Source organism: Polaribacter sp. M10, assembly GCF_054968445.1.
The window spans coordinates 15322-35302 of sequence record NZ_JBSSBG010000005.1 but is presented as its reverse complement, the minus strand read 5'-3'; the positions used below and the strand labels follow the sequence as shown (position 1 = coordinate 35302).

The 19981-nt window shown below is 29.2% G+C and carries 19 protein-coding genes; 14 read left to right on the top strand and 5 right to left on the bottom strand.

Going from position 1 to position 19981, the window contains the following annotated elements; all coding sequences use genetic code 11:
• Positions 1–92 precede the first annotated feature (92 nt).
• Positions 93–1763, top strand: a complete 1671-nt coding sequence (locus ACWYN7_RS06975) for an ATP-binding protein (protein ID WP_462859148.1) — start codon at positions 93–95, stop codon at positions 1761–1763.
• Between the two features lie 5 nt (positions 1764–1768).
• A complete protein-coding gene (locus tag ACWYN7_RS06970) occupies positions 1769–3442 on the top strand; it encodes a response regulator (RefSeq protein ID WP_462859146.1) in 1674 nt (557 codons plus the stop codon).
• Between the two features lie 24 nt (positions 3443–3466).
• Here ACWYN7_RS06970 and ACWYN7_RS06965 read toward each other — a convergent pair whose 3' ends face one another.
• From ACWYN7_RS06965 to ACWYN7_RS06955, 3 genes are all read right to left on the bottom strand, one after another.
• Positions 3467–4714 carry an aminotransferase class I/II-fold pyridoxal phosphate-dependent enzyme gene (locus ACWYN7_RS06965; RefSeq protein WP_462859144.1) on the bottom strand — a complete coding sequence of 416 codons (1248 nt, stop codon included), beginning with the start codon at positions 4712–4714 and terminating at the stop codon, positions 3467–3469.
• A gap of 83 nt (positions 4715–4797) precedes the next feature.
• Positions 4798–5793, bottom strand: a complete 996-nt coding sequence (locus ACWYN7_RS06960; protein ID WP_462859142.1) for a PLP-dependent cysteine synthase family protein — start codon at positions 5791–5793, stop codon at positions 4798–4800.
• Positions 5794–5956: 163 nt separating this feature from the next.
• Entirely contained in the window at positions 5957–8056 is a 2100-nt protein-coding gene (locus ACWYN7_RS06955) for a S9 family peptidase (RefSeq protein ID WP_462859325.1), read from the bottom strand.
• A 138-nt stretch (positions 8057–8194) separates the two neighbouring features.
• Between ACWYN7_RS06955 and ACWYN7_RS06950 the strand changes: the two genes are divergently transcribed.
• The 4 genes from ACWYN7_RS06950 to ACWYN7_RS06935 all read left to right on the top strand — a co-directional run bounded on the left by ACWYN7_RS06950 (position 8195) and on the right by ACWYN7_RS06935 (position 11905).
• Entirely contained in the window at positions 8195–8518 is a 324-nt protein-coding gene (locus ACWYN7_RS06950; RefSeq protein WP_462859141.1) for a YbaB/EbfC family nucleoid-associated protein, read from the top strand.
• Between the two features lie 2 nt (positions 8519–8520).
• Positions 8521–8808 (top strand): DUF2752 domain-containing protein, encoded by a 288-nt coding sequence (locus ACWYN7_RS06945; protein ID WP_462859140.1) that lies wholly within the window; start codon positions 8521–8523, stop codon positions 8806–8808.
• A gap of 6 nt (positions 8809–8814) precedes the next feature.
• Positions 8815–9129, top strand: a complete 315-nt coding sequence (locus tag ACWYN7_RS06940) for a CCC motif membrane protein (RefSeq protein ID WP_462859138.1) — start codon at positions 8815–8817, stop codon at positions 9127–9129.
• 160 nt (positions 9130–9289) lie between these two features.
• Positions 9290–11905, top strand: a complete 2616-nt coding sequence (locus ACWYN7_RS06935; protein ID WP_462859136.1) for an AsmA family protein — start codon at positions 9290–9292, stop codon at positions 11903–11905.
• 192 nt (positions 11906–12097) lie between these two features.
• Here the strand turns inward: ACWYN7_RS06935 and ACWYN7_RS06930 are convergent, their stop codons facing one another.
• Both ACWYN7_RS06930 and rocD read right to left on the bottom strand, forming a co-directional pair.
• Entirely contained in the window at positions 12098–12547 is a 450-nt protein-coding gene (locus ACWYN7_RS06930) for a DUF5362 family protein (RefSeq protein WP_462859134.1), read from the bottom strand.
• A gap of 113 nt (positions 12548–12660) precedes the next feature.
• Positions 12661–13938, bottom strand: a complete 1278-nt coding sequence (rocD, locus tag ACWYN7_RS06925; RefSeq protein ID WP_462859132.1) for an ornithine--oxo-acid transaminase — start codon at positions 13936–13938, stop codon at positions 12661–12663.
• 339 nt (positions 13939–14277) lie between these two features.
• Between rocD and ACWYN7_RS06920 the strand changes: the two genes are divergently transcribed.
• The 8 genes from ACWYN7_RS06920 (at position 14278) to ACWYN7_RS06885 (ending at position 19941) form a co-directional block, all read left to right on the top strand.
• Positions 14278–14754: a lipocalin family protein gene (locus ACWYN7_RS06920; RefSeq protein ID WP_462859131.1), complete on the top strand. Its 477-nt coding sequence runs from the start codon at positions 14278–14280 to the stop codon at positions 14752–14754.
• Positions 14755–14766: 12 nt separating this feature from the next.
• Positions 14767–15462: an OmpA family protein gene (locus ACWYN7_RS06915; RefSeq protein ID WP_462859130.1), complete on the top strand. Its 696-nt coding sequence runs from the start codon at positions 14767–14769 to the stop codon at positions 15460–15462.
• 102 nt (positions 15463–15564) lie between these two features.
• Positions 15565–17019, top strand: a complete 1455-nt coding sequence (gene rlmD, locus ACWYN7_RS06910) for a 23S rRNA (uracil(1939)-C(5))-methyltransferase RlmD (RefSeq protein WP_462859129.1) — start codon at positions 15565–15567, stop codon at positions 17017–17019.
• Positions 17020–17095: 76 nt separating this feature from the next.
• Positions 17096–17386 (top strand): 4a-hydroxytetrahydrobiopterin dehydratase, encoded by a 291-nt coding sequence (locus ACWYN7_RS06905; protein WP_462859128.1) that lies wholly within the window; start codon positions 17096–17098, stop codon positions 17384–17386.
• 3 nt (positions 17387–17389) lie between these two features.
• Positions 17390–17842, top strand: coding sequence for a DUF6452 family protein (locus tag ACWYN7_RS06900; protein ID WP_462859127.1), 453 nt, complete (start codon positions 17390–17392; stop codon positions 17840–17842).
• On the top strand, positions 17823–18542 hold the full coding sequence (locus ACWYN7_RS06895; protein ID WP_462859126.1) for a DUF6048 family protein: 720 nt from the start codon (positions 17823–17825) through the stop codon (positions 18540–18542). Before ACWYN7_RS06900 ends, ACWYN7_RS06895 begins: the two co-directional genes overlap by 20 nt.
• A 128-nt stretch (positions 18543–18670) precedes the next feature.
• On the top strand, positions 18671–19618 hold the full coding sequence (locus tag ACWYN7_RS06890) for an isopenicillin N synthase family dioxygenase (protein ID WP_462859125.1): 948 nt from the start codon (positions 18671–18673) through the stop codon (positions 19616–19618).
• On the top strand, positions 19618–19941 hold the full coding sequence (locus tag ACWYN7_RS06885) for a translation initiation factor (protein WP_462859124.1): 324 nt from the start codon (positions 19618–19620) through the stop codon (positions 19939–19941). Before ACWYN7_RS06890 ends, ACWYN7_RS06885 begins: the two co-directional genes overlap by 1 nt.
• Positions 19942–19981 lie beyond the last annotated feature (40 nt).

The window sequence follows — 19981 nt, the reverse complement described above, 5'->3', positions numbered from 1 at the left end:
CATATATTTTATAAAATGTATTTTTAAGGATAGCTAAAAGTTTTGGCTTTTGTCTTTAGTTTTTTGTATATTTAGGTTTTATAACGTAAACAATGGCCGATTTCTCCCTAAGGCGTACACAAATGGTATTTACTTTATCATTAATTACTTCGGTAATTAGTGTGGTATATATCTTTATAGCATTAAGCCTAAAATTAGACAATTTAGTATCGCTTCACACAGTTTGTATTTCTTTTTACCTCTTAGCTGCCTACTTTTCTAAAAAAGGTAATTTAATTGAATCAAGAATCATATACCTAATCATCTTAAATATAGGTATTGTTACATCTGCCTCTTATATTGGTCAAGAAGGTGGTATGGAATTTATGTTTATGTTTCCAATGTGTTTACCGTTTATGATATTTTCTTTTAACAGAGAAAAGATTTTTATATTCTTATTTTCTCTTCTATCAATTATACTTTGGGCATCTTTATATGTTACCAATTTTAACTTAATTGTAGAAACTAAAATTGATGTAGAACAAGCCACAAAATTCATTTACCCTGTTTCTATAATAATGACCTTATTCTTGGTTACCTTTCAGTTGTTTTATTATTCACATTTAAATTTTCTAAATTTTTCTACCATTCATAATTATAGAGAAGACGCCATAGAAGCGTCTAACGCAAAATCTAATTTTTTAAGCACCATGAGTCATGAAATTAGAACACCTTTAAATGCTGTAATTGGGCTTTCGCATATTTTAGGTGATAATAACCCAAGAAAAGATCAAGAACAGAATATAGAAGCGTTAAACTATTCTGGTAAAATATTATTAAACTTACTTAATAATGTTTTAGATTTTAGTAAAATGCAATCCACTAAAATTCAACTAGACAATATACCAACAGACTTATTATCTGCAACAAAACAAATAAAAAAAATACACGAAACATCTTGCTTAAAAAAAGGTATTGTAATGCATTTAGATATTGATGAAGATATACCTATAGTTTGGTTAGATATAGTTCGCTTTAACCAAGTAATTAATAATTTAGTTACCAATGCCATAAAATTTACAGATAAAGGTAGTGTTACTTTAAGAATTAAAAAGAAAAATCAAACTGAAGATTCTTTAACTTTGCTTACAGAAGTTATAGATACAGGCATTGGTATACCAAAAGAAAAACAAAAAACTATTTGGGAAGCTTTTACACAAGCCTCTACCTCTACCAATCGTTTGTATGGTGGTACAGGTCTTGGTTTACCTATTGTTAAAAGCATTGTACAATCTATGAATTCTGATGTAGAAATTGATAGTCTATTAGGCAAAGGAAGTCGTTTTTATTTTTATTTAGATTTAAAAATTGCCTCTGAAAAAGAATATCAAAAAACTACAGAAAAAAAAGTGCATAATTTTGATGGCGAAACTATTTTATTAGTTGAAGATAATTTAATAAATGTAATGGTGGCCAAACAAATATTAGAAAAAGCAAAACTTAAAGTTGATGTTGCTAATGATGGTTTAGCAGCAGTAAATAAGGTAAAAGAAAACCATTATGATGCCATTTTAATGGATATTCAAATGCCAATTATGGATGGTTATGAAGCTGCTGTTGAAATTAGAAAATTTAATAAAGAGATTCCTATTCTAGCACTTTCTGCTTCTGTTTTTATGGAAGTTAAAGATCGAATAAACGAAAGCGGAATGAATGGTTTTATCTTTAAACCTTTTGAACCTGAAGATTTATTAAATCAAATTGAAGTAAGCATAAACAGTTAAATTATATGACAACAAAATATTCTCAAAGAAGAATAAATCTAGTTTTTAGACTAGCAATAATACACGCTGCCCTATCATTACTTACTGTCTTTATAGCCGATTATTTAAATTTTTCTTGGTTAAGAAATTACAACATTTTTAACGTTGTTGTGTATTTTATAGCTGCAATTATTGCTAAAAAAGGCATTCTTAACTATGCCAGAATAATTTATCTATTAGCAAGTAATTTTGGAATTGGTGTTATTGCTTGTTATGTTGGTAAATATGGTAGTGTAGAATTTATTTACATGTTTAATATTGGACTACCTTTTATTGTTTTTTCTTTTAGAAGAGAAAGAGTTTTAGTACTGCTATTTACGTTAATACCACTAGTTCTATGGACTTTACTCTTTATAACTGACTTTAATTTATTCACGTATAGAAAACTAGATCCAGCCATTGCTAAAGAATTAATATATCCTATAGCTGTAACCAGTGCTATTGGTTTGGTAATTTTTCAGTTGATCTATTTTTTAATTCTAAACACAAGGTATTTTCAAAGAATTGAAAAGAAAAAATTAGAGGCAATAGAAGCTTCTAATGCAAAGTCAGAATTTTTAAGTACTATGAGTCACGAAATTAGAACTCCATTAAATGCTGTAATTGGGCTTTCGCATATTTTAGGTGATAATAATCCCAGAAAAGATCAAATTCAAAATATTGAAGCGCTTAATTACTCTGGTAAAATTCTTTTAAATTTACTAAACAATGTGTTAGATTTTAGCAAAATGCAATCTACTACTATTGAGTTAGACAATATTCCTACAAATTTATTAACCGCTACAAAACAGATTAAAAAAATACACGAAGCTTCTTGTTTGCGAAAAGGAATTACCATGAATTTAGAAATTGATGAAGATATACCTATAGTTTGGTTAGATATTGTTCGATTTAACCAAGTTATAAATAATTTGGTAACTAATGCAATTAAATTTACAGACGAAGGAAGTGTTACGCTAAGAATTAAAAAAATAAATCAGAAAGGAAAAAAATCATTAACCTTACTAACAGAAATTATTGATACAGGTATAGGAATACCTAAAGACAAACAAGAAACAATATGGGAAGCTTTTACACAAGCCTCTACAAACACCAATCGATTATATGGTGGTACAGGTCTTGGTTTACCAATTGTAAAAAGTATTGTAAATACAATGGGCTCTGATGTTAAAATTGAAAGCGATATTAATAAAGGAAGTCGTTTTTATTTTGAAGTTGAATTAGATATCGCATCAGAAAAAGAACTTAAAAAAACCGTTAAAAAGAAAACCTATACTTTTGAAGGTAAAAAAGTTTTGTTAGTAGAAGACAATCTAATTAATGTAATGGTTGGCAAACAAATTTTAGAAAAGGCCAAACTTACTGTAGACGTTGCTAATGATGGAGCAGTTGCTGTAGAAAAGCTAAAAGAAAACGAATACGATGTTGTATTAATGGATATACAAATGCCAGTAATGGATGGTTATACAGCCACTGTAGAAATAAGAAAGTTTAATAAAAATATTCCAATTCTTGCGCTCTCTGCTTCGGTTTTTATGGAAGTAAAAGACAAAATTAGCGAGTGTGGAATGAACGGATTTATCTTTAAACCATTTGATCCTCAAGATTTATTAGATCAAATAGAAGCAACAGTAAAATAAAGTAAAGTAAAATTTAAATAGCTGCTACATTTTTGCAGCAGCTATTTCCTTATAAGTTCCGTTTTCTAAGTTTTCTCTAATTGCAGAAAACGCGATAATAGTTTCGTCTATATCTTCTTGCGTATGTGTTGCTGTTGGTATTAATCTTAAAATAATTAATCCTTTAGGTATTACAGGATACACAACTATAGAACAAAAAATTCCATGATTTTCTCTTAAATCATTTACCATAGCCATAGCTTCTGGTATATCACCTTTTAAGAATACTGGTGTAATACAAGTTTGGGTAGTTCCTAAATCGAAACCAGCATTACGTAATCCAGATTGTAAAGCATTAGTATTTTGCCATAATTTTTCTTTTAATTCTGGCATTGTTCTAATCATATCCAAACGTTTTAATGCTCCTTTAACCATTGCCATAGGTAATGATTTTGCAAACATTTGCGATCTTAAGTTATATTGTAAAAACTGAATTACATCTTTATCACCTGCTAAAAAAGCTCCAATACCAGCCATCGATTTTGCAAAAGTTGCAAAATACACGTCTATATCATCTTGCACACCTTGTTCAAAACCTGTTCCTCTACCACCTTCTCCAAGTGTTCCAAAACCATGAGCATCATCAACTAAAAGTCTAAAATTATACTCTTTTTTAAATGCAACAATTTCTTTTAAACGACCTTGCTCTCCACGCATTCCAAAAACACCTTCAGAAATTACTAAAATTCCACCTCCAGATTTATCTGCAACTCTTTTTGCACGTTTAATGTTTTTCTCAAAGCTTTCCATGTCATTATGTCTGTAAACAAAACGTTTACCAGAATGCAAACGTACACCATCTATAATACAGGCGTGTGTATCCATATCGTACACAATAACATCATTTTTAGTAACCAAAGCGTCTATAGCAGACATAATACCTTGGTAACCAAAGTTTAGTAAATATGCTTTTTCTTTGTCTACAAATTCTGCACATTCACGTTCTAATTGTTCGTGCAAAGGTGTATGCCCAGACATCATTCTAGCACCCATTGGGTATGCCATTCCATGTTCTAAAGCTGCCTCTCCATCTACTTTTAAAACCTCAGGATGATTAGCTAGTCCTAAATAATCATTAATACTCCATGTAACAACTTTTTTACCATTAAAAGACATTCTATTAGAAATTGGCCCTTCTAATTTTGGAAACACATAATATCCTTCTGCTTGGTCTGCCCATTTTCCTAAAGGTCCTTTATCTTCTATAATTCTATCAAATAAATCTTTCGTCATTTTCTGTATTTTTGATTTTCTAACGTGGTGCAAATTAACCGCTTTTTTTGCAGTTTATCAAATTGTTAAGAAAATCTATGTTTTTATATAAATCCTTGTTGTTTCATCCAGGAATCATCGTAAATTTTGTTCATATATCTAGAACCATGATCTGGAAAAATTAAAACTACAAAACTATCTTCATTAAAATAATTTTGCTTTTCGTATTGTTTAGCTGCTTGTAAAACAGCACCACATGTGTATCCACAAAAAATACCTTCTTTATTCACAATTTCTCTTGCTGCAAAAGCGGCATCTTTGTCACTTACTTTTTCGTAAATATCAATAACATCAAAATTAGTTGCTGTAGGAATTAAATTTTTACCTAAACCTTCTATTTTATAGGGTGCTACTTCATTTAAATCTAATTGACCAGTTTCATGGTATTTTTTTAATACAGAACCTATTGCATCTACACCTAATACTTTAATATTGGGGTTCTGCTCTTTTAGGTATTTTCCTGTACCAGAAATTGTACCTCCAGTACCACTTGCTACAATTAAATGGGTAATTTTACCTTGAGTTTGCTCCCAAATTTCTGGACCAGTAGTTCTGTAATGCGCATCAATATTTAATTCGTTAAAATACTGATTTATATAAACAGAATTTGATGTTTTTTTATGAATACTTTTAGCAACTTCGTAATAAGACCTTGGATCTGCTGCTGGAACATTTGCAGGGCAAACATGCACCTCTGCTCCCATTGTTTTTAGCAAATCGATTTTATCTTGAGATGATTTATCTGATACTGCTAAAATACATTTATAGCCTTTTACTAAACCAATCATTGCCAAACTATATCCAGTATTACCTGAAGTAGTTTCTACAATGGTTGCTCCCTTTTTTAGTATTCCCTTTTTTTCTGCATTTTCTACGATGTGAAGCGCTATTCTGTCTTTTTGGGACAATCCAGGATTAAAGGCCTCTAACTTAGCATAATAACTACCTTTTAGTTTTTTAGTTGTTCTTTGGAGTTTTACCATAGGTGTTTCTCCTACTAAATCTAATATAGTATTGCTAATTCCTTGATTTCTAATCATTTTAACATTTTAAAAAGTAAAACATTTTTAAAGTTTATAAGAATAACAAATCTATTAGTAATTGCAGATTGTTACTTTTCGGGTGTAAAATGTTTAATTTTTAATAAGGCACAAAAATACACAACCTTATTGAATAATAAAATTGATTTTAAACCTTAATTTCTTAGATTTCTAATTTATTTTCTAAAGCTAAAAAGAAAGTATAATCTTTTGCGGTTTCTTTTAAGGCTTCGAATCTTCCTGATGCTCCTCCATGACCTGCTTCCATATTGGTATGCAGCATTAAAATATTGTTATCTGTTTTTAAATCTCTTAATTTTGCAATCCATTTTGCTGGCTCCCAATATTGCACTTGAGAATCGTGGAAACCTGTGGTAATTAACATATTTGGGTAATCTTTGGCTTCTACTTGATCGTAAGGAGAATACGATTTTATATAATCGTAATATTCCTTTTCATTTGGGTTTCCCCATTCATCATACTCACCTGTTGTTAAAGGTATAGAATCATCTAACATGGTAGAAATTACATCAACAAAAGGTACAGCTGCAATAATTCCATTATACAATTCAGGGTTCATGTTTACAATTGCACCCATTAATAACCCTCCTGCAGAGCCACCCATTGCATACAAATGCTGGGCTGATGTGTATTTTTGGTCGATTAAAAACTTAGAACAATCTATAAAATCGTAAAAAGTATTTTTCTTGTTTAACATTTTACCATCTTCGTACCAAGAACGTCCAAGATATTCACTACCTCTTATGTGTGCTAATGCATACACAAAACCTCTATCTAATAAACTTAAACGTGTTGTAGAAAAACTATCAGGAATAGTATAACCATAAGAACCATAAGCATATTGTAAAAGTGGTGTATTTTCATTTAGCTTGGTGTCTTTATGATAAACTAATGAAATGGCTACTTTTTTTCCATCTCTGGCTGTTGCCCAAACTCTTTTACTTTTGTAATTTTCTTTTTTAAATTTTCCGCCTAAAACTTCTTGTTCTTTCTTAACATCTTTGGTTTTATCTGCCATATTAAAATCGATTACAGAACTTGGAGTTGTAAACGAATTATAAGAATAACGGATTATATCTGTATCGAATTCTGGATTGCCATACACATTTGCAGAATAGGTTTCTTCATCAAAAGGCAAATAATAGTCTTCTTTTTCGTCCCAACGTTTTATTCTAATTTTATTTAAACCATTGGTACGTTCTTCAAGAACCAAATAATCTTTAAAAATTGAAAAATCTTCTAGTAAAGTATCTTCTCTATGAGGAATTACATCTACCCAATTTTCTTTTGATGTTTTAGCAACCGAAGTTTTCATCAACTTAAAATTAGTAGCATTGTCTTTATTGGTTAACAAATAAAAATGATCTTTGTAATGCGCTACATTATATTCTAAATCTTTTTCTCTTTCTTGTAGCATCGTAAATTCTCCTGTAGGATTGTCTGCATCTAAATATTGAGCTTCTGTAGAAAGTGTACTGTAAGAACCAATAATAATGTATTTTTCTGATTTAGATTTGGTAACATAAGTACCAAAAGTTTCGTCTTTTTCATGATAAACCTCTACATCTTCTGATGTTGGTGTACCTAAAACATGTCTAAAAATTTTTTCACTTCTTAATGTTACAGGATTCTTTTTGGTGTAAAAAAATGTTTTATTATCATTTGCCCAAACAGAACCGCCTGTTGTATTATCTATAATATCTTTATAAATCTCGCCTGTTTCTAGGTTTTTAATTCTTAAAAAATATTGTCTTCTACTTACAGTATCCGTTGCAAAAACAGCCAATTTATTATCCGAAGAAATATTTAAACCTCCTAATTGATAATAATCGAAACCTTTTGCAAATTCATTTACGTTAAAAATAATTTCTTCTTTGGCATTTAAATTGCCTTTTTTTCTTGAATAAATTGGGTATTGACTCCCAATTTCAAAACGTGTAATGTAATAATAACCGTTCTTTTTATAAGGCACAGAAGAATCGTCTTCTTTAATTCTGCCTTTCATCTCTTCAAATAATTTTTCTTGAAAAGATTTCGAATACTCTGTTATTTTATCATAATAGGTATTCTCTGCTTCTAAATAATCGATAACTTTTTGAGTTTGTTCATCTTTTACCTCTGATAATTTTTGATCATCAGACAAACGCATCCAAAAATAATTATCAATTCTTACATCATCATGTTTTTTTAATTCTTTGGGTTGTTTTTCTGCAATTGGTGGTTTTGCATCTGAACTTTTCATCATTTTATCACATTTTAAAAGCGAAAGCAAAAGTAAGACTTAATATTAAAGTGAAAACAATTATTTTTCTGCTTTTTGATTGATACAAATCCTATTGAATTTGTAAATTTGTGTGCACTAATTGAAAAAAGAAAAATTATGTTTGGAGACTTATCAGGAATGATGGATAAACTAAAAAAAGCTCAAGAAGAAGTAGAAAAAACCAAAGTTAGGTTAGATTCTGTTTTAATTGATGAAACTTCTGCAGATGGTAAAATTAAAGTTACATTAACAGCAAATAGAAACATTAAATCTATTGCCATTGATGATTCTTTACTGTCGGATGCAGAAGAATTAGAAGATTATTTAATTATCACTTTAAATAAAGCCATAGAAAAAGCTTCTAAAATTAATGAAACAGAAATGGCTGTAGCTGCAAAAAGCGGAATGCCAAACATACCTGGAATGAACATGTTTAAATAAAAATGCACTTACATTTAGAAGATTATATGTTACCCTGTTTAAGCAAAACCTTTTTTGGTTTAGAATGCTTGGGCTGTGGTTTTCAGAGATCTTTTTTATTATTACTAAATGGTAATTTTATTGATGCTTTTAAGATGTATCCTGCAGTTTATACTCTTTTGGGTACATTTTTATTCATTTTAGTAAATTTTAAACTCCAGTTTAAACATTCAAAAAAAATAATTAGTAGATTAGCTTACCTTAATTTATCAATTATGATAATTAATTATCTAATAAAAATCAATTTTTAAAACCAAATGAAAAAATTAAACACCACCTTAATCTATGTATTATCTTCTATAAGTCTTTTATGCTGTTGTTTTGCAGGGTTAGGAGTGCTATTAGCTTTACCCTCTTTTTTAATTGCCAATAAAAAATTAAAAGAAGCCACTGAATACCCAGATGAATATGATGCAGAAGAAGTAAAAGCAATGACAACTGCAAAAACTTTTGCATTAGTTGCTTTATGTATTAACGGACTTTATTTTGTATACAGCATCTATAGTATTGCAACTACAGATTGGGATGTTTTTATGGAAGAGTTTAATAAACGAATGGAAGAATACCAGTAAAATTAAGTTTTTACCAAATTATATAATATCCAAATATTTTCTTTAAGAAAGTATTTGGATATTTTTTTTACTATTATTTGAGCTACATTTAACATCATATCAACAAAAATGATTTTATAATTCGATTAACTTTGTACTAGGATTAAAAATACAATTTATAATGGAGAATAAGAAAAAGCCTTTAGGAAAAAAAATATTAAAATGGAGTTTAATAACTTTATTCGTTCTAGTAATTGGGCTTTTTTCTGTTCCGTTTTTATTTAAAGATAAAATTGTACAAATGGTTTCTAACACCATTAACAATAACATAAATGCAACTGTAACTTTTAAAGAAACCGATTTAAGTTTGTTTAGAAATTTTCCGTTAGCAAGCATTAATGTAAATGATATTGTAGTTGCAAATAAAGCCGAATTTAAAGGAGATACTTTGTTTAAAGCAGAAAGTTTAGATTTTAGTATGAAAATTACTGAACTCTTTAAAAAAGCAGATGAAACTATAGAACTAAATAGTATTGCAACCAAAAACGGACAAGTAAACATCATTTTTAATGAGCAAAATATAGGTAATTATAATATTGCTATAAAAACAGAAGAAACAGCTACAACAGCTAGTAACGATTCTTTTTCTTTTGATATTCAAGAATATGAACTCGAAAATATGGAGTTTAATTATATTGACAGAAGTTCTGATTTAAAGCTACAATTAAAAAACATCAACCATCAAGGAAATGGAAATTTTGCTGAAGATGTTTTAGATTTAAACACCAAAACAGAGGCAATTCTTTCTTTAGATATGGCAAAAACAAATTATTTACACGATGTTGCCATTTCTTTAGATGCTGTTTTAGGAATCGATTTAAAAAACAGCAAATACACGTTTAAAGAAAATACAGGTTATATAAATCAATTGCCATTAAATTTTGATGGTTTTATTCAATTAATTGATGAAAATCAGCTATATGACATCAATTTTAAAACGCCAACATCAGAATTTAAAAACCTATTAGCACTTTTACCAAAACAATATTCAGGTAATTTAAGTACCATAAAAACAGAAGGTAATTTCGATTTAAATGGAACTGTAAAAGGTATTTTGTCAGAGGATAAAATTCCTGCTTTTAATATTTCTTTTTCATCAAAAAATGCCATGTTTAAATATGACGATTTACCAAAAGCTGTAAAAAATATAAATATTGATGCAAAAATCATCAACAATAGTGGTGTTACAAAAGACACTTACGTAAACATAGATCAACTTACTTTTAAAATTGATGAAGATGTTTTTGCTACAAACGGAAATATTGCCAACTTAACTACAAACCCCAAAATAAATTTAAGTGCAAAAGGAAAAATTAATTTAGAAAACATTGGTAAAGTATATCCTGCACCAACAGATTTAGAATTGGCTGGAATTTTAAATGCTGATGTTTCTACAAGTTTCGATATGAATTCTGTAGAAAAAGGTTTGTATAAAAACATTAAAAATACAGGTACAATTAGTGTAAATAACTTTAAATATGATGGAGAAGATGTTGCAAACGCATTTTTAATCAATAAAACCGAAGTTAGTTTTAATACCAACACTATAAAATTAAATGAGTTTGATGCAAAAACTGGGAATTCTGATATTTCTGTAAAAGGAAATTTAGATAATTTCTACGGATTTCTTTTTAATAAAGAAGTTTTAAAAGGGAATTTCAATTTAAATTCTAACAACTTTAAAGTTGCAGATTTTTTAACTGGTGAAACTTCTACAGCAACTACAAACAATGAAAATGCACAACTTAAAATTCCAGCTTTTTTAGATTGCAAGTTTGTAGCAAATGCCAAAAATGTGGTGTATGATGATATTACTTTAAAAAACGTTTCAGGTACTATTTATGTAAAAGACGAAGCTGTAAATCTTCAGAATTTAAAAACGGATGTTTTTGGTGGTAAAATTGGTTTTGATGGTAAGGTTTCTACAAAAGGTAATACAGCTACTTTTGATGTTGATTTAAAACTAGATCAATTAAGTGTAGCTCAGTCTTTCTCTAATTTAGAAATGCTAAAATCTATTGCACCAATTGCAAATACAATTCAGGGTAATTTTAATTCTACAATTAAAGTTGCAGGTAATTTAAATGAAGATATGACTCCGAATTTAAAAACCATAACTGGTGATTTGTTTGGTAAATTATTAGACCCAAAATTAAATGCAAGTAACTCTAAAGTATTAAGTTTATTGAGTAGTAAAGTTTCTTTTTTAGATGCTGATAAATTAAATTTAGACGGAATAAATGCTTTTTTATCCTTCGAAAACGGAACCGTAAACGTAAAACCAATTCCATTAAAATATAAAGATATAGGCATAGAAATTTCTGGAAATCATAGTTTTGATCAATCTATAAATTACGATATTCTGTTTGATGTTCCTGTAAAATACTTAGGTTCTGAAGTTACTAGTTTGCTATCTAAATTAAATCCTAAAGATGCAGCAGAAGTAAAAAGTGTGCCTGTAAAAGCAAATTTAACTGGTAGTTTTACAAGTCCTAATTTTTCTACAAATATTAAGGATGCAACTTCTAATTTAATAAATGATTTGGTAGAAAAACAAAAACAAAGTTTACTAAATCAAGGAAAAGACAAATTAAATAACTTGTTAAATATTAACAAAAACGATAAAGATTCTACAGAAACAAAAGAAAACACTTCTGATAAAATTAAAGGAGTTTTAGGGAATCTATTTGGTAAAAAGAAAATAGATACTACAAAAAACAATCAACAGAAAAAGTAAATTACCAACAAATTTTCTTAGAGTGTAATCAATAAAACTATGAATAAAAATTAGAAGAAAATTCTTCTTTTGTATGATTTAGTTACTATGGATTTTAAAAAACACAATATCCGAAGAATATAAAAGTATATGTCTGGTGTTTTTTTTAAATGGATAAAAGTTTACAACAGCAACAACAAAGCTTTATATTAATTACAGTAAAGAACCAGCTACTAAAGAAAACCCAATTATAAGCACGTATAAAGAAATCATAATAATTGTTAATACTCCAATAAATTTATAGTGCGATTTTAAATTCTCGAAAGCATCAGCTAAAATATCGTCATTTTTATTTGCTAACGCTAATTTCATTTTTCTAGAAAATTTAAACAAATACAATACTGGCATAAAATATAATAAAGCCATTACTAAATAGGTAATCATTAGCCCTAAACTTATAGAAGCAACACCTTGTTGTTGTCCAATCATATCTAACATTGGTGCATAAACTGTACCTAATAAAACAGCTCCAATTACTAAAAAAGCGATTCCTATAAACCCAATAATAGAAAAGAAAAAGGTCCATTTAGAAATTTCTCTTAAAAAAGTTTTAGACTTAGAAGTTAAAACAAGTTGCTCTAATTGTGTTAAAGGACTATGCATAATAAATTATTTTTTTATCAAAAATAGAAAAAAGAAGCCACAAAATCACGAATATTTTTTTGCGATTTTGTGGCCAATTTGTACTTGTAATTTTTAAATTACAAAGCAATCTATTAATTAAACTCAGTAATTGTTTTTTTAATAATATCAATACAATCTCTTAATTGTGCTTCATTCATCACCAAAGGTGGTGCAAAACGAATAATATTACCATGTGTTGGTTTTGCTAGCAAACCATTGTCTCTTAATTTTATGCAAATATCCCAAGCTGTAGAACTATCTTCAGAATCGTTTATTAAAATTGCATTTAATAAACCTTTACCTCTAACAGATTCAACTAAATGATTGTTTTTACAGAATTCTGTTAATTCAGCTCTAAATATTTCGCCTAATTTATCAGCATTTTCGGCTAATTTTTCATCAGCAACAACTTTTAAGGCAGCAATTGCAACAGCTGCAGCAATAGGATTACCACCAAATGTAGAACCATGATTACCAGGTTTTATTACATTCATGATATTGTCATTTGCCAAAACAGCAGAAACAGGATAAGCACCACCACTTAACGCTTTACCTAAAATTAAAACATCTGGTTTCACTTCTGGAGTTCCTGAACAATTTTTATTTTCGCAAGAACAATTACCACAAGTAGCTAATAAACGACCTGTTCTGGCAATTCCTGTTTGTACTTCATCTGCGATAAACAAAACATTATGATCTTCGCATAATTTTTTTGCCGCTTTTAAATAACCTTCAGAAGGCACATAAACACCAGCTTCTCCTTGAATTGGCTCAACCAAAAAAGCGGCAACATTTGGGTTGTTTTCTAAGGCTTCTTGTAACTCTTGTAAATTATCGTATTCAATTTTTATAAATCCTTTTGTGTAAGGACCAAAATTTTTCTTGGCAACAGGATCATTAGAAAATGATATAATTGTGGTGGTTCTTCCATGAAAATTATTTTCGCAAACAATAATTTCTGCTTTATTTTCATCAATTCCTTTTACTTCGTATGCCCATTTTCTGGCTAACTTTAAAGCAGTTTCTACTGCTTCTGCGCCAGTATTCATAGGTAATAATTTGTCGAAACCGAATAAATCTGTGGCAAATTTCTCGTATTTCCCTAACATATCATTGTAAAAAGCACGAGAAGTTAAGGTTAATGTTTTTGCTTGATTCACCATAGCATCTACAATTTTAGGGTGACAATGCCCCTGATTTACAGCTGAATAAGCTGATAAAAAATCGTAATACTTTTTACCTTCTGCATCCCAAACAAATACTCCTTCTCCCCTACTTAATACTACAGGAAGTGGATGATAGTTGTGGGCACCATACTTGTTTTCTAATTCAATCGCTTGTTGCGAAGTTAATTTGTCTAAAACAGTCATTTTAAAATAGTTTATGTTTTAGTTTGCACTAAAACTATATTTAAAAACAGTTTTTAAGTTTTTAAATAAATTAATAAATAATTAAACTCGATTAACGAGTAAATAACCATTCCTGTTCTACCTTTATCCTTTCAGTGAGTACTGAAAATTCAGCGTGGGAAAGAAATCATCCCCGAAGTTTTACAAAAATACTATTTTTTTCAACTTTATTTAATTTTTCATAAGAAATAAAAAATTTATAAAATTATTATCATTTTATGTGACGTATAATTTATAATGTGTCTTAAATTTACATCCTGCAAAAAAATAAAATTTGAAATTCACTAATTAAACACAATTATGAAAAAAAACTTAATATTTTTATTATTCTTAGCTACAGTGATTAGTTGTAAATCAACTTCTGTTGTTAATACTAAAGTTGATAATAAAACTGAACGCATCTTAAAAGGAAACTGGACAATTACCTCTGTAAATTATCCTGGTTCTGAATATATTAAAGTAGAATCGTTTTACTTGGCAGATTCTAAATGTTTTATAAACAGTAACTGGAACTTTATTTCGAATAATAATAAAGGAGAAATGGCTTTAAATAATGCAAATAATTCTTGTAAAGATTACAGTTCACCTATTACTTGGTACTTAAACAAAGAAGGTAAATTTGTGCTAAAGTTTTTAAATGGTTACAAAGCCAAAGAAGTAAATAATGGTTTTGTTTTAACCATTACTAATGTAACAGAAACAAGTTTCGATTTAGTTGATACAATTAATGTTGCAGGAAGTACTAAAAATATCACTTATTCTTTTCAAAAAAATTAAAAACCAAATACAATGAAAAAATCAATTATATATAGTTTAGTCGTTTTAGTTATCATGTCTAGTACATTAACATCTTGCGAAGCAACAAAAAACGCAAACAATACTCAAAAAGGAGCTGGAATTGGAGCTGCAGCAGGTGCTATTTTAGGTGCCGTAATTGGCAATAATGTGGGTAACAAAAAGAACTCAGAATTGGGTGCAGTTTTAGGTGGTGTTATTGGTGGAGTTGCTGGTGGTGTTATTGGAAATAAAATGGACAAACAAGCACGAGAAATTCAAGAAGCAATACCAGGCGCAGAAGTTGAAAGAGTTGGAGAAGGTATTATGTTAACTTTAGGCGAAAACGCTGTTCGTTTTGACACCAATAAATCTACATTAACACCAACTGCAAAAGCTAATTTAGATAAATTAATCCCTGTTTTAAACAATTACGAAAACACAAATATTGTAATTTACGGGTACACAGATAGTACAGGTAAAGTAGAATACAACCAAGTATTATCAGAAAAAAGAGCAAATTCAGTAAGAGATTATTTAGCTGCAAATGGTGTAGATAATTCTCGTTTTAAAACCAAAGGTTTAGGTATTAACGATCCTATTGCAACTAACGAAACTGCAGAAGGTAGAAGCAAAAACAGACGTGTAGAATTTGCCATTGTTGCCAATGAAGAAATGATTAAAGAAGCACAACAAGAAGCAAAACAATAACCGTTTTAATTTTTAATATTAAAGACTACTCATTTTGGGTAGTCTTTTTTGTTTAAAGAAATTATATTTTGTCTAATTTTGCATCCTTATAAACCAATGAAAATGCCACGTAGAGAACGAAACAAATTTGTAAAAAGAAATCAAATTTTAGAATTAAAGATTGAGGATTACGCTTTTGGCGGAAAAGGAATTGCAAGAATCCATTCTGATGAAGGCAGTTTTGTGGTTTTTGTTCCGAATACTTTACCTGGGCAGTTGGTAAAAGCTCAGATAAAAAAATCGAGTAAAAAATATGCTGAAGCTAAGTTAATTGATGTTTTAGCACCATCAGAAGATGAAATTGAAGTTCCTTTTCAAGATATCCCTGGGGCTCCTTACATTCAATTACCTATTGAATTACAACATCAATATAAAAAAGAAAGCACCTTATCTCTTTTTAAAAGAATTGGAAAAGTAGAAAATATTGAGGATTTGTTTGATGAGTTTATAACATCACCAAACGTATTTCATTACAGAAATAAAATGGAATATGGCTTTTCTGCAATTGGTTATGATAGAATTGCAAAAAGAGATAAAGACGAATTTACACTAGGTTTTAAAAGACGTGGTGTTTGGTGGATGGGAGATAATCTAGAAAAAGATTCTGGTTTATTTGATAAAGAATTTGAAGACCATTTAAAAACCATCAGAAAATATTGTTTCGATACTGGTTTAGCTCCTTGGCATGGACCAAAAAAGGAAGGTTTTTTTAGGTATTTTGTAGTTAGAAAATCGTTTAAAACTAATGAGTTATTATTCAATTTAGTAACTACTTCTTACGATTTACCAAAATTTAATTTAAATAAATTTGCTAGTTTTTTAGTGGATCTTTTTGGTGATAGAGTTGCTGGTTTATTACACACAATAAACGATGAAGTTGGAGATAGAACTCTTGCCACTTCTGGAAGTATTGAGTTAGTTTACGGAAAAGACAAAATTGTTGAAGAGCTTTTAGGTTTAAACTTTGAAATTAGCATGAAAAGTTTTTTTCAAACAAATCCTAAATCCGCAGAAAAACTATATTCTAAAGTAGTGGATTATGTTTTAGAAGATAAATCTAAAGTAGACAATACTGTTGTTATGGATTTATTTTGTGGTACAGGAACTATTGGGCAAATTGTAGCATCAAAAAGTGATAATGCAAAAATTGTTGGTGTAGATATTGTAGCATCTGCTATTGAAGATGCTAAAGAAAATGCAAAGAGAAATAACATTGAAGGTCTTAAATTTTATGCAGCAGATGTGGGTAAGTTTTTAACACATCACCCAGAATATAAAAACAAAATAAAAACAATAATTTTAGACCCTGCAAGAGCAGGAATTGTACCAAAAACATTACAAAAAATCATCAACCTAAATGCGGACAGAATGGTTTATGTTTCTTGTAACCCTGCAACCCAAGCAAGAGATACAGAATTGTTAAGAGAAGCTGGTTATAACATTAAAAAAATTAGTTTGGTAGATCAATTTCCACATACAAGTCATATTGAGACTGTGGTTTTGTTTGAGAAATGTTAAAACAGGGAATTATTTCTTAAGTTTTAGGCATATTTCTGAAAATGAAACTATTTTAGCAACAAATAAAACCTCCAACATGAAAAAATTAACAACCTCAGAAATTGAAAAAAGAATCGATAACCTAACTGATTGGGATTATTATGATAATGCTTTACATACAGATTTTGAATTCGATAATTTTAAAGATTGTATGTCTGCTATGAATAGAATTGCATTTGAATGCGAAGCCTTAAATCATCATCCAGAATGGACAAATGTTTATAATACTTTAGACATTTCTCTAACAACTCATGATGTTGGAGGCGTAACAGAATTAGATTTTAAGTTGGCAAAAGCCATTAATAGAATTGTAGAAGTAGAAGAATAATTTATGCGAAAAATATTTGGCTTTCTTTTTTTATCAATTATGATAATTTCTGCCTGTGAAAAGGACGATTTTTGTATACAAAATCCAGTAACACCCAAGTTAATTCTACGATTTTATGATGCCACAGATATAAGCAACACAAAAACCGCAGATGAACTTTATGTTTGGTCTGGTACAAAAGACAGTATTTTCGAAAATATATCTACAGATTCTTTGGTTATTCCTTTAAATACAACTACAAATCAAACCATTTACAATTTATCTAAAGGGAATGTGGTTGAACAATTTACCATTGATTATACACCAGCAAACGAATATGTTTCTCGTTCTTGTGGATATAGAATAATATTTAACAACGTTAGTTTTTCTTCAAACAATTCTTGGATTACAGAAATTACGCAAGTAGAAACAACAATAGACAACCAAAATGCAGCACATGTTCAAGTATTTCATTAATATTTTTTTGCTCTTAATTGTTGTTGATGCATTTTCTCAAGATCAAGAAAAAGAGCAAGCCACATCTAAAGATTCTATAGTATATAAATCGCCTTACGGAATTCGTATTGGTGTAGATATTAGCAAACCTATAAAAGCAGCTGTAGACGGTTTTTACAACAATGGTTTAGAAATTGTTGGTGATTATCGAATATCGAAAAGATTATTTATAGCAGCAGAACTTGGTTTTGAAGAAGAAAACAATGTAGAAGATTATACAAACTCCACAGCAAAAGGTAGCTATATTAGATTAGGTTTTAATTACAATGCCTATGAAAATTGGTTAGATATGAATAACGAAGTTTTTATGGGGTTTAGATACGGATTTAGTGTTTTTGACCAAACCTTAAACAGTTATACTCCCAATGTTGTAAATGGCGAAGACAATGGCTCTCCATACTTTCCTACAAGTACTATAACAGATGGTACAACAACCAACTTAAATGCACATTGGACCGAGTTTATGTTCGGTTTTAAAGTAGAAACCTTTACTAATTTTTACATGAGCGCAAGCTTTTCTTACAAAGTATTAATGAGTGCCAAAGAGCCTGAAAACTTTAAAACTTTATACGCTCCTGGTTTTAACCGAATTTTTGAAAGTGGAACAGGGTTCGGATTTAACTATACTTTATCTTACTTAATTCCGTTTTCAAAAAAATAATTATTATAAAATCATCATTTTTTTAACATTAAAAAATTGAATATTAAAAATAGCTCTCATATTTTTACGAATTAACGAAACCTTTTTTTTGTAACTTTAAACCCTGCTTTTAAAAAAGCTCATTAATAATGAATAAAATACCTAGCGTAAATCTGGCTGATTTTTTATCGGAAGATAAAAACAGGAAACAAAAATTTATCAATGAAATTGGACATGCCTATGAAAACATAGGTTTTGTGGCCTTAAAAGGACACTTTTTAGATGATAATTTAGTGGATAGTTTATATAAAGAAATTAAAAATTTTTTTGATTTACCTACAGAAATAAAAGAAAAATACGAGATTCCAGGAATTGGAGGACAAAGAGGATATGTCTCTTTTGGTAAAGAGTCTGCTAAAGGCAAAAAAGAAGGAGACTTAAAAGAATTTTGGCATTTTGGGCAATATGTAGAGGAAGGCTCAAAATATGCTAACGAATATCCAGAAAATGTAATGGTAGAAGAATTACCAAAATTTAACGAAGTTGGTAAAGAAACCTATAAAATGTTAGAAAAAACAGCTAAATACGTTTTACGTTCTTTGGCTTTACATTTAGGTTTAGATGAAGTTTATTTTGATGAATACATCAAAAACGGAAATAGTATTTTACGCCCTATACATTATCCGCCAATAGAAACAGAACCAAAAGGAGCAGAAAGAGCAGCTGCTCATGGAGATATAAACTTGATTACCTTATTAATGGGTGCTCAAGGAAAAGGATTACAAGTTCAAAACCATAATGGAGATTGGATTGATGCCATGGCTGAACCAGATGAATTAATGATAAATGTTGGAGATATGTTATCTAGACATAGCAATAACAAATTAAAATCTACAATTCATAGAGTTACCAATCCTCCAAAAGAAATGTGGGGTACATCTCGCTATTCTATTCCGTTCTTTATGCATCCAGTTTCTGACATGAAATTAAATGTTTTAGAAAATTGTATAGACGAAAATAACCCTAAAAAATTCGATGACATTACAGCTGGAGAGTTTTTAGATGAACGTTTAAAAGAGTTAGGATTAAAGAAATAATGGATTTAAAAGATCAGTTAAAAAATCTGTTTCCAGAGCATAAAGAAACACCAGAACCAGAAGTTAAAAAACCAAATATTTGGTTACAAAACGACCCTATAATATGTAAATACGAAAAGCGTAAAGGCAAACCCATTACAATATTAGAGGGATACACTGGTGCTACATCAGATTTTAAAATTTTAGCAAAAGAAATTAAAACAAAACTTTCTGTTGGAGGTAGTTTTAAGGATGAAAAAATCATTATTCAAGGTGATTATAGAAATAAAATAATGGAAATGCTAAAAGAAAAAGGATTTAAAGTAAAACGCGTTGGCGGATAAATTTGTAACAAAACAACTAACTAAACTATATAAAAACGTT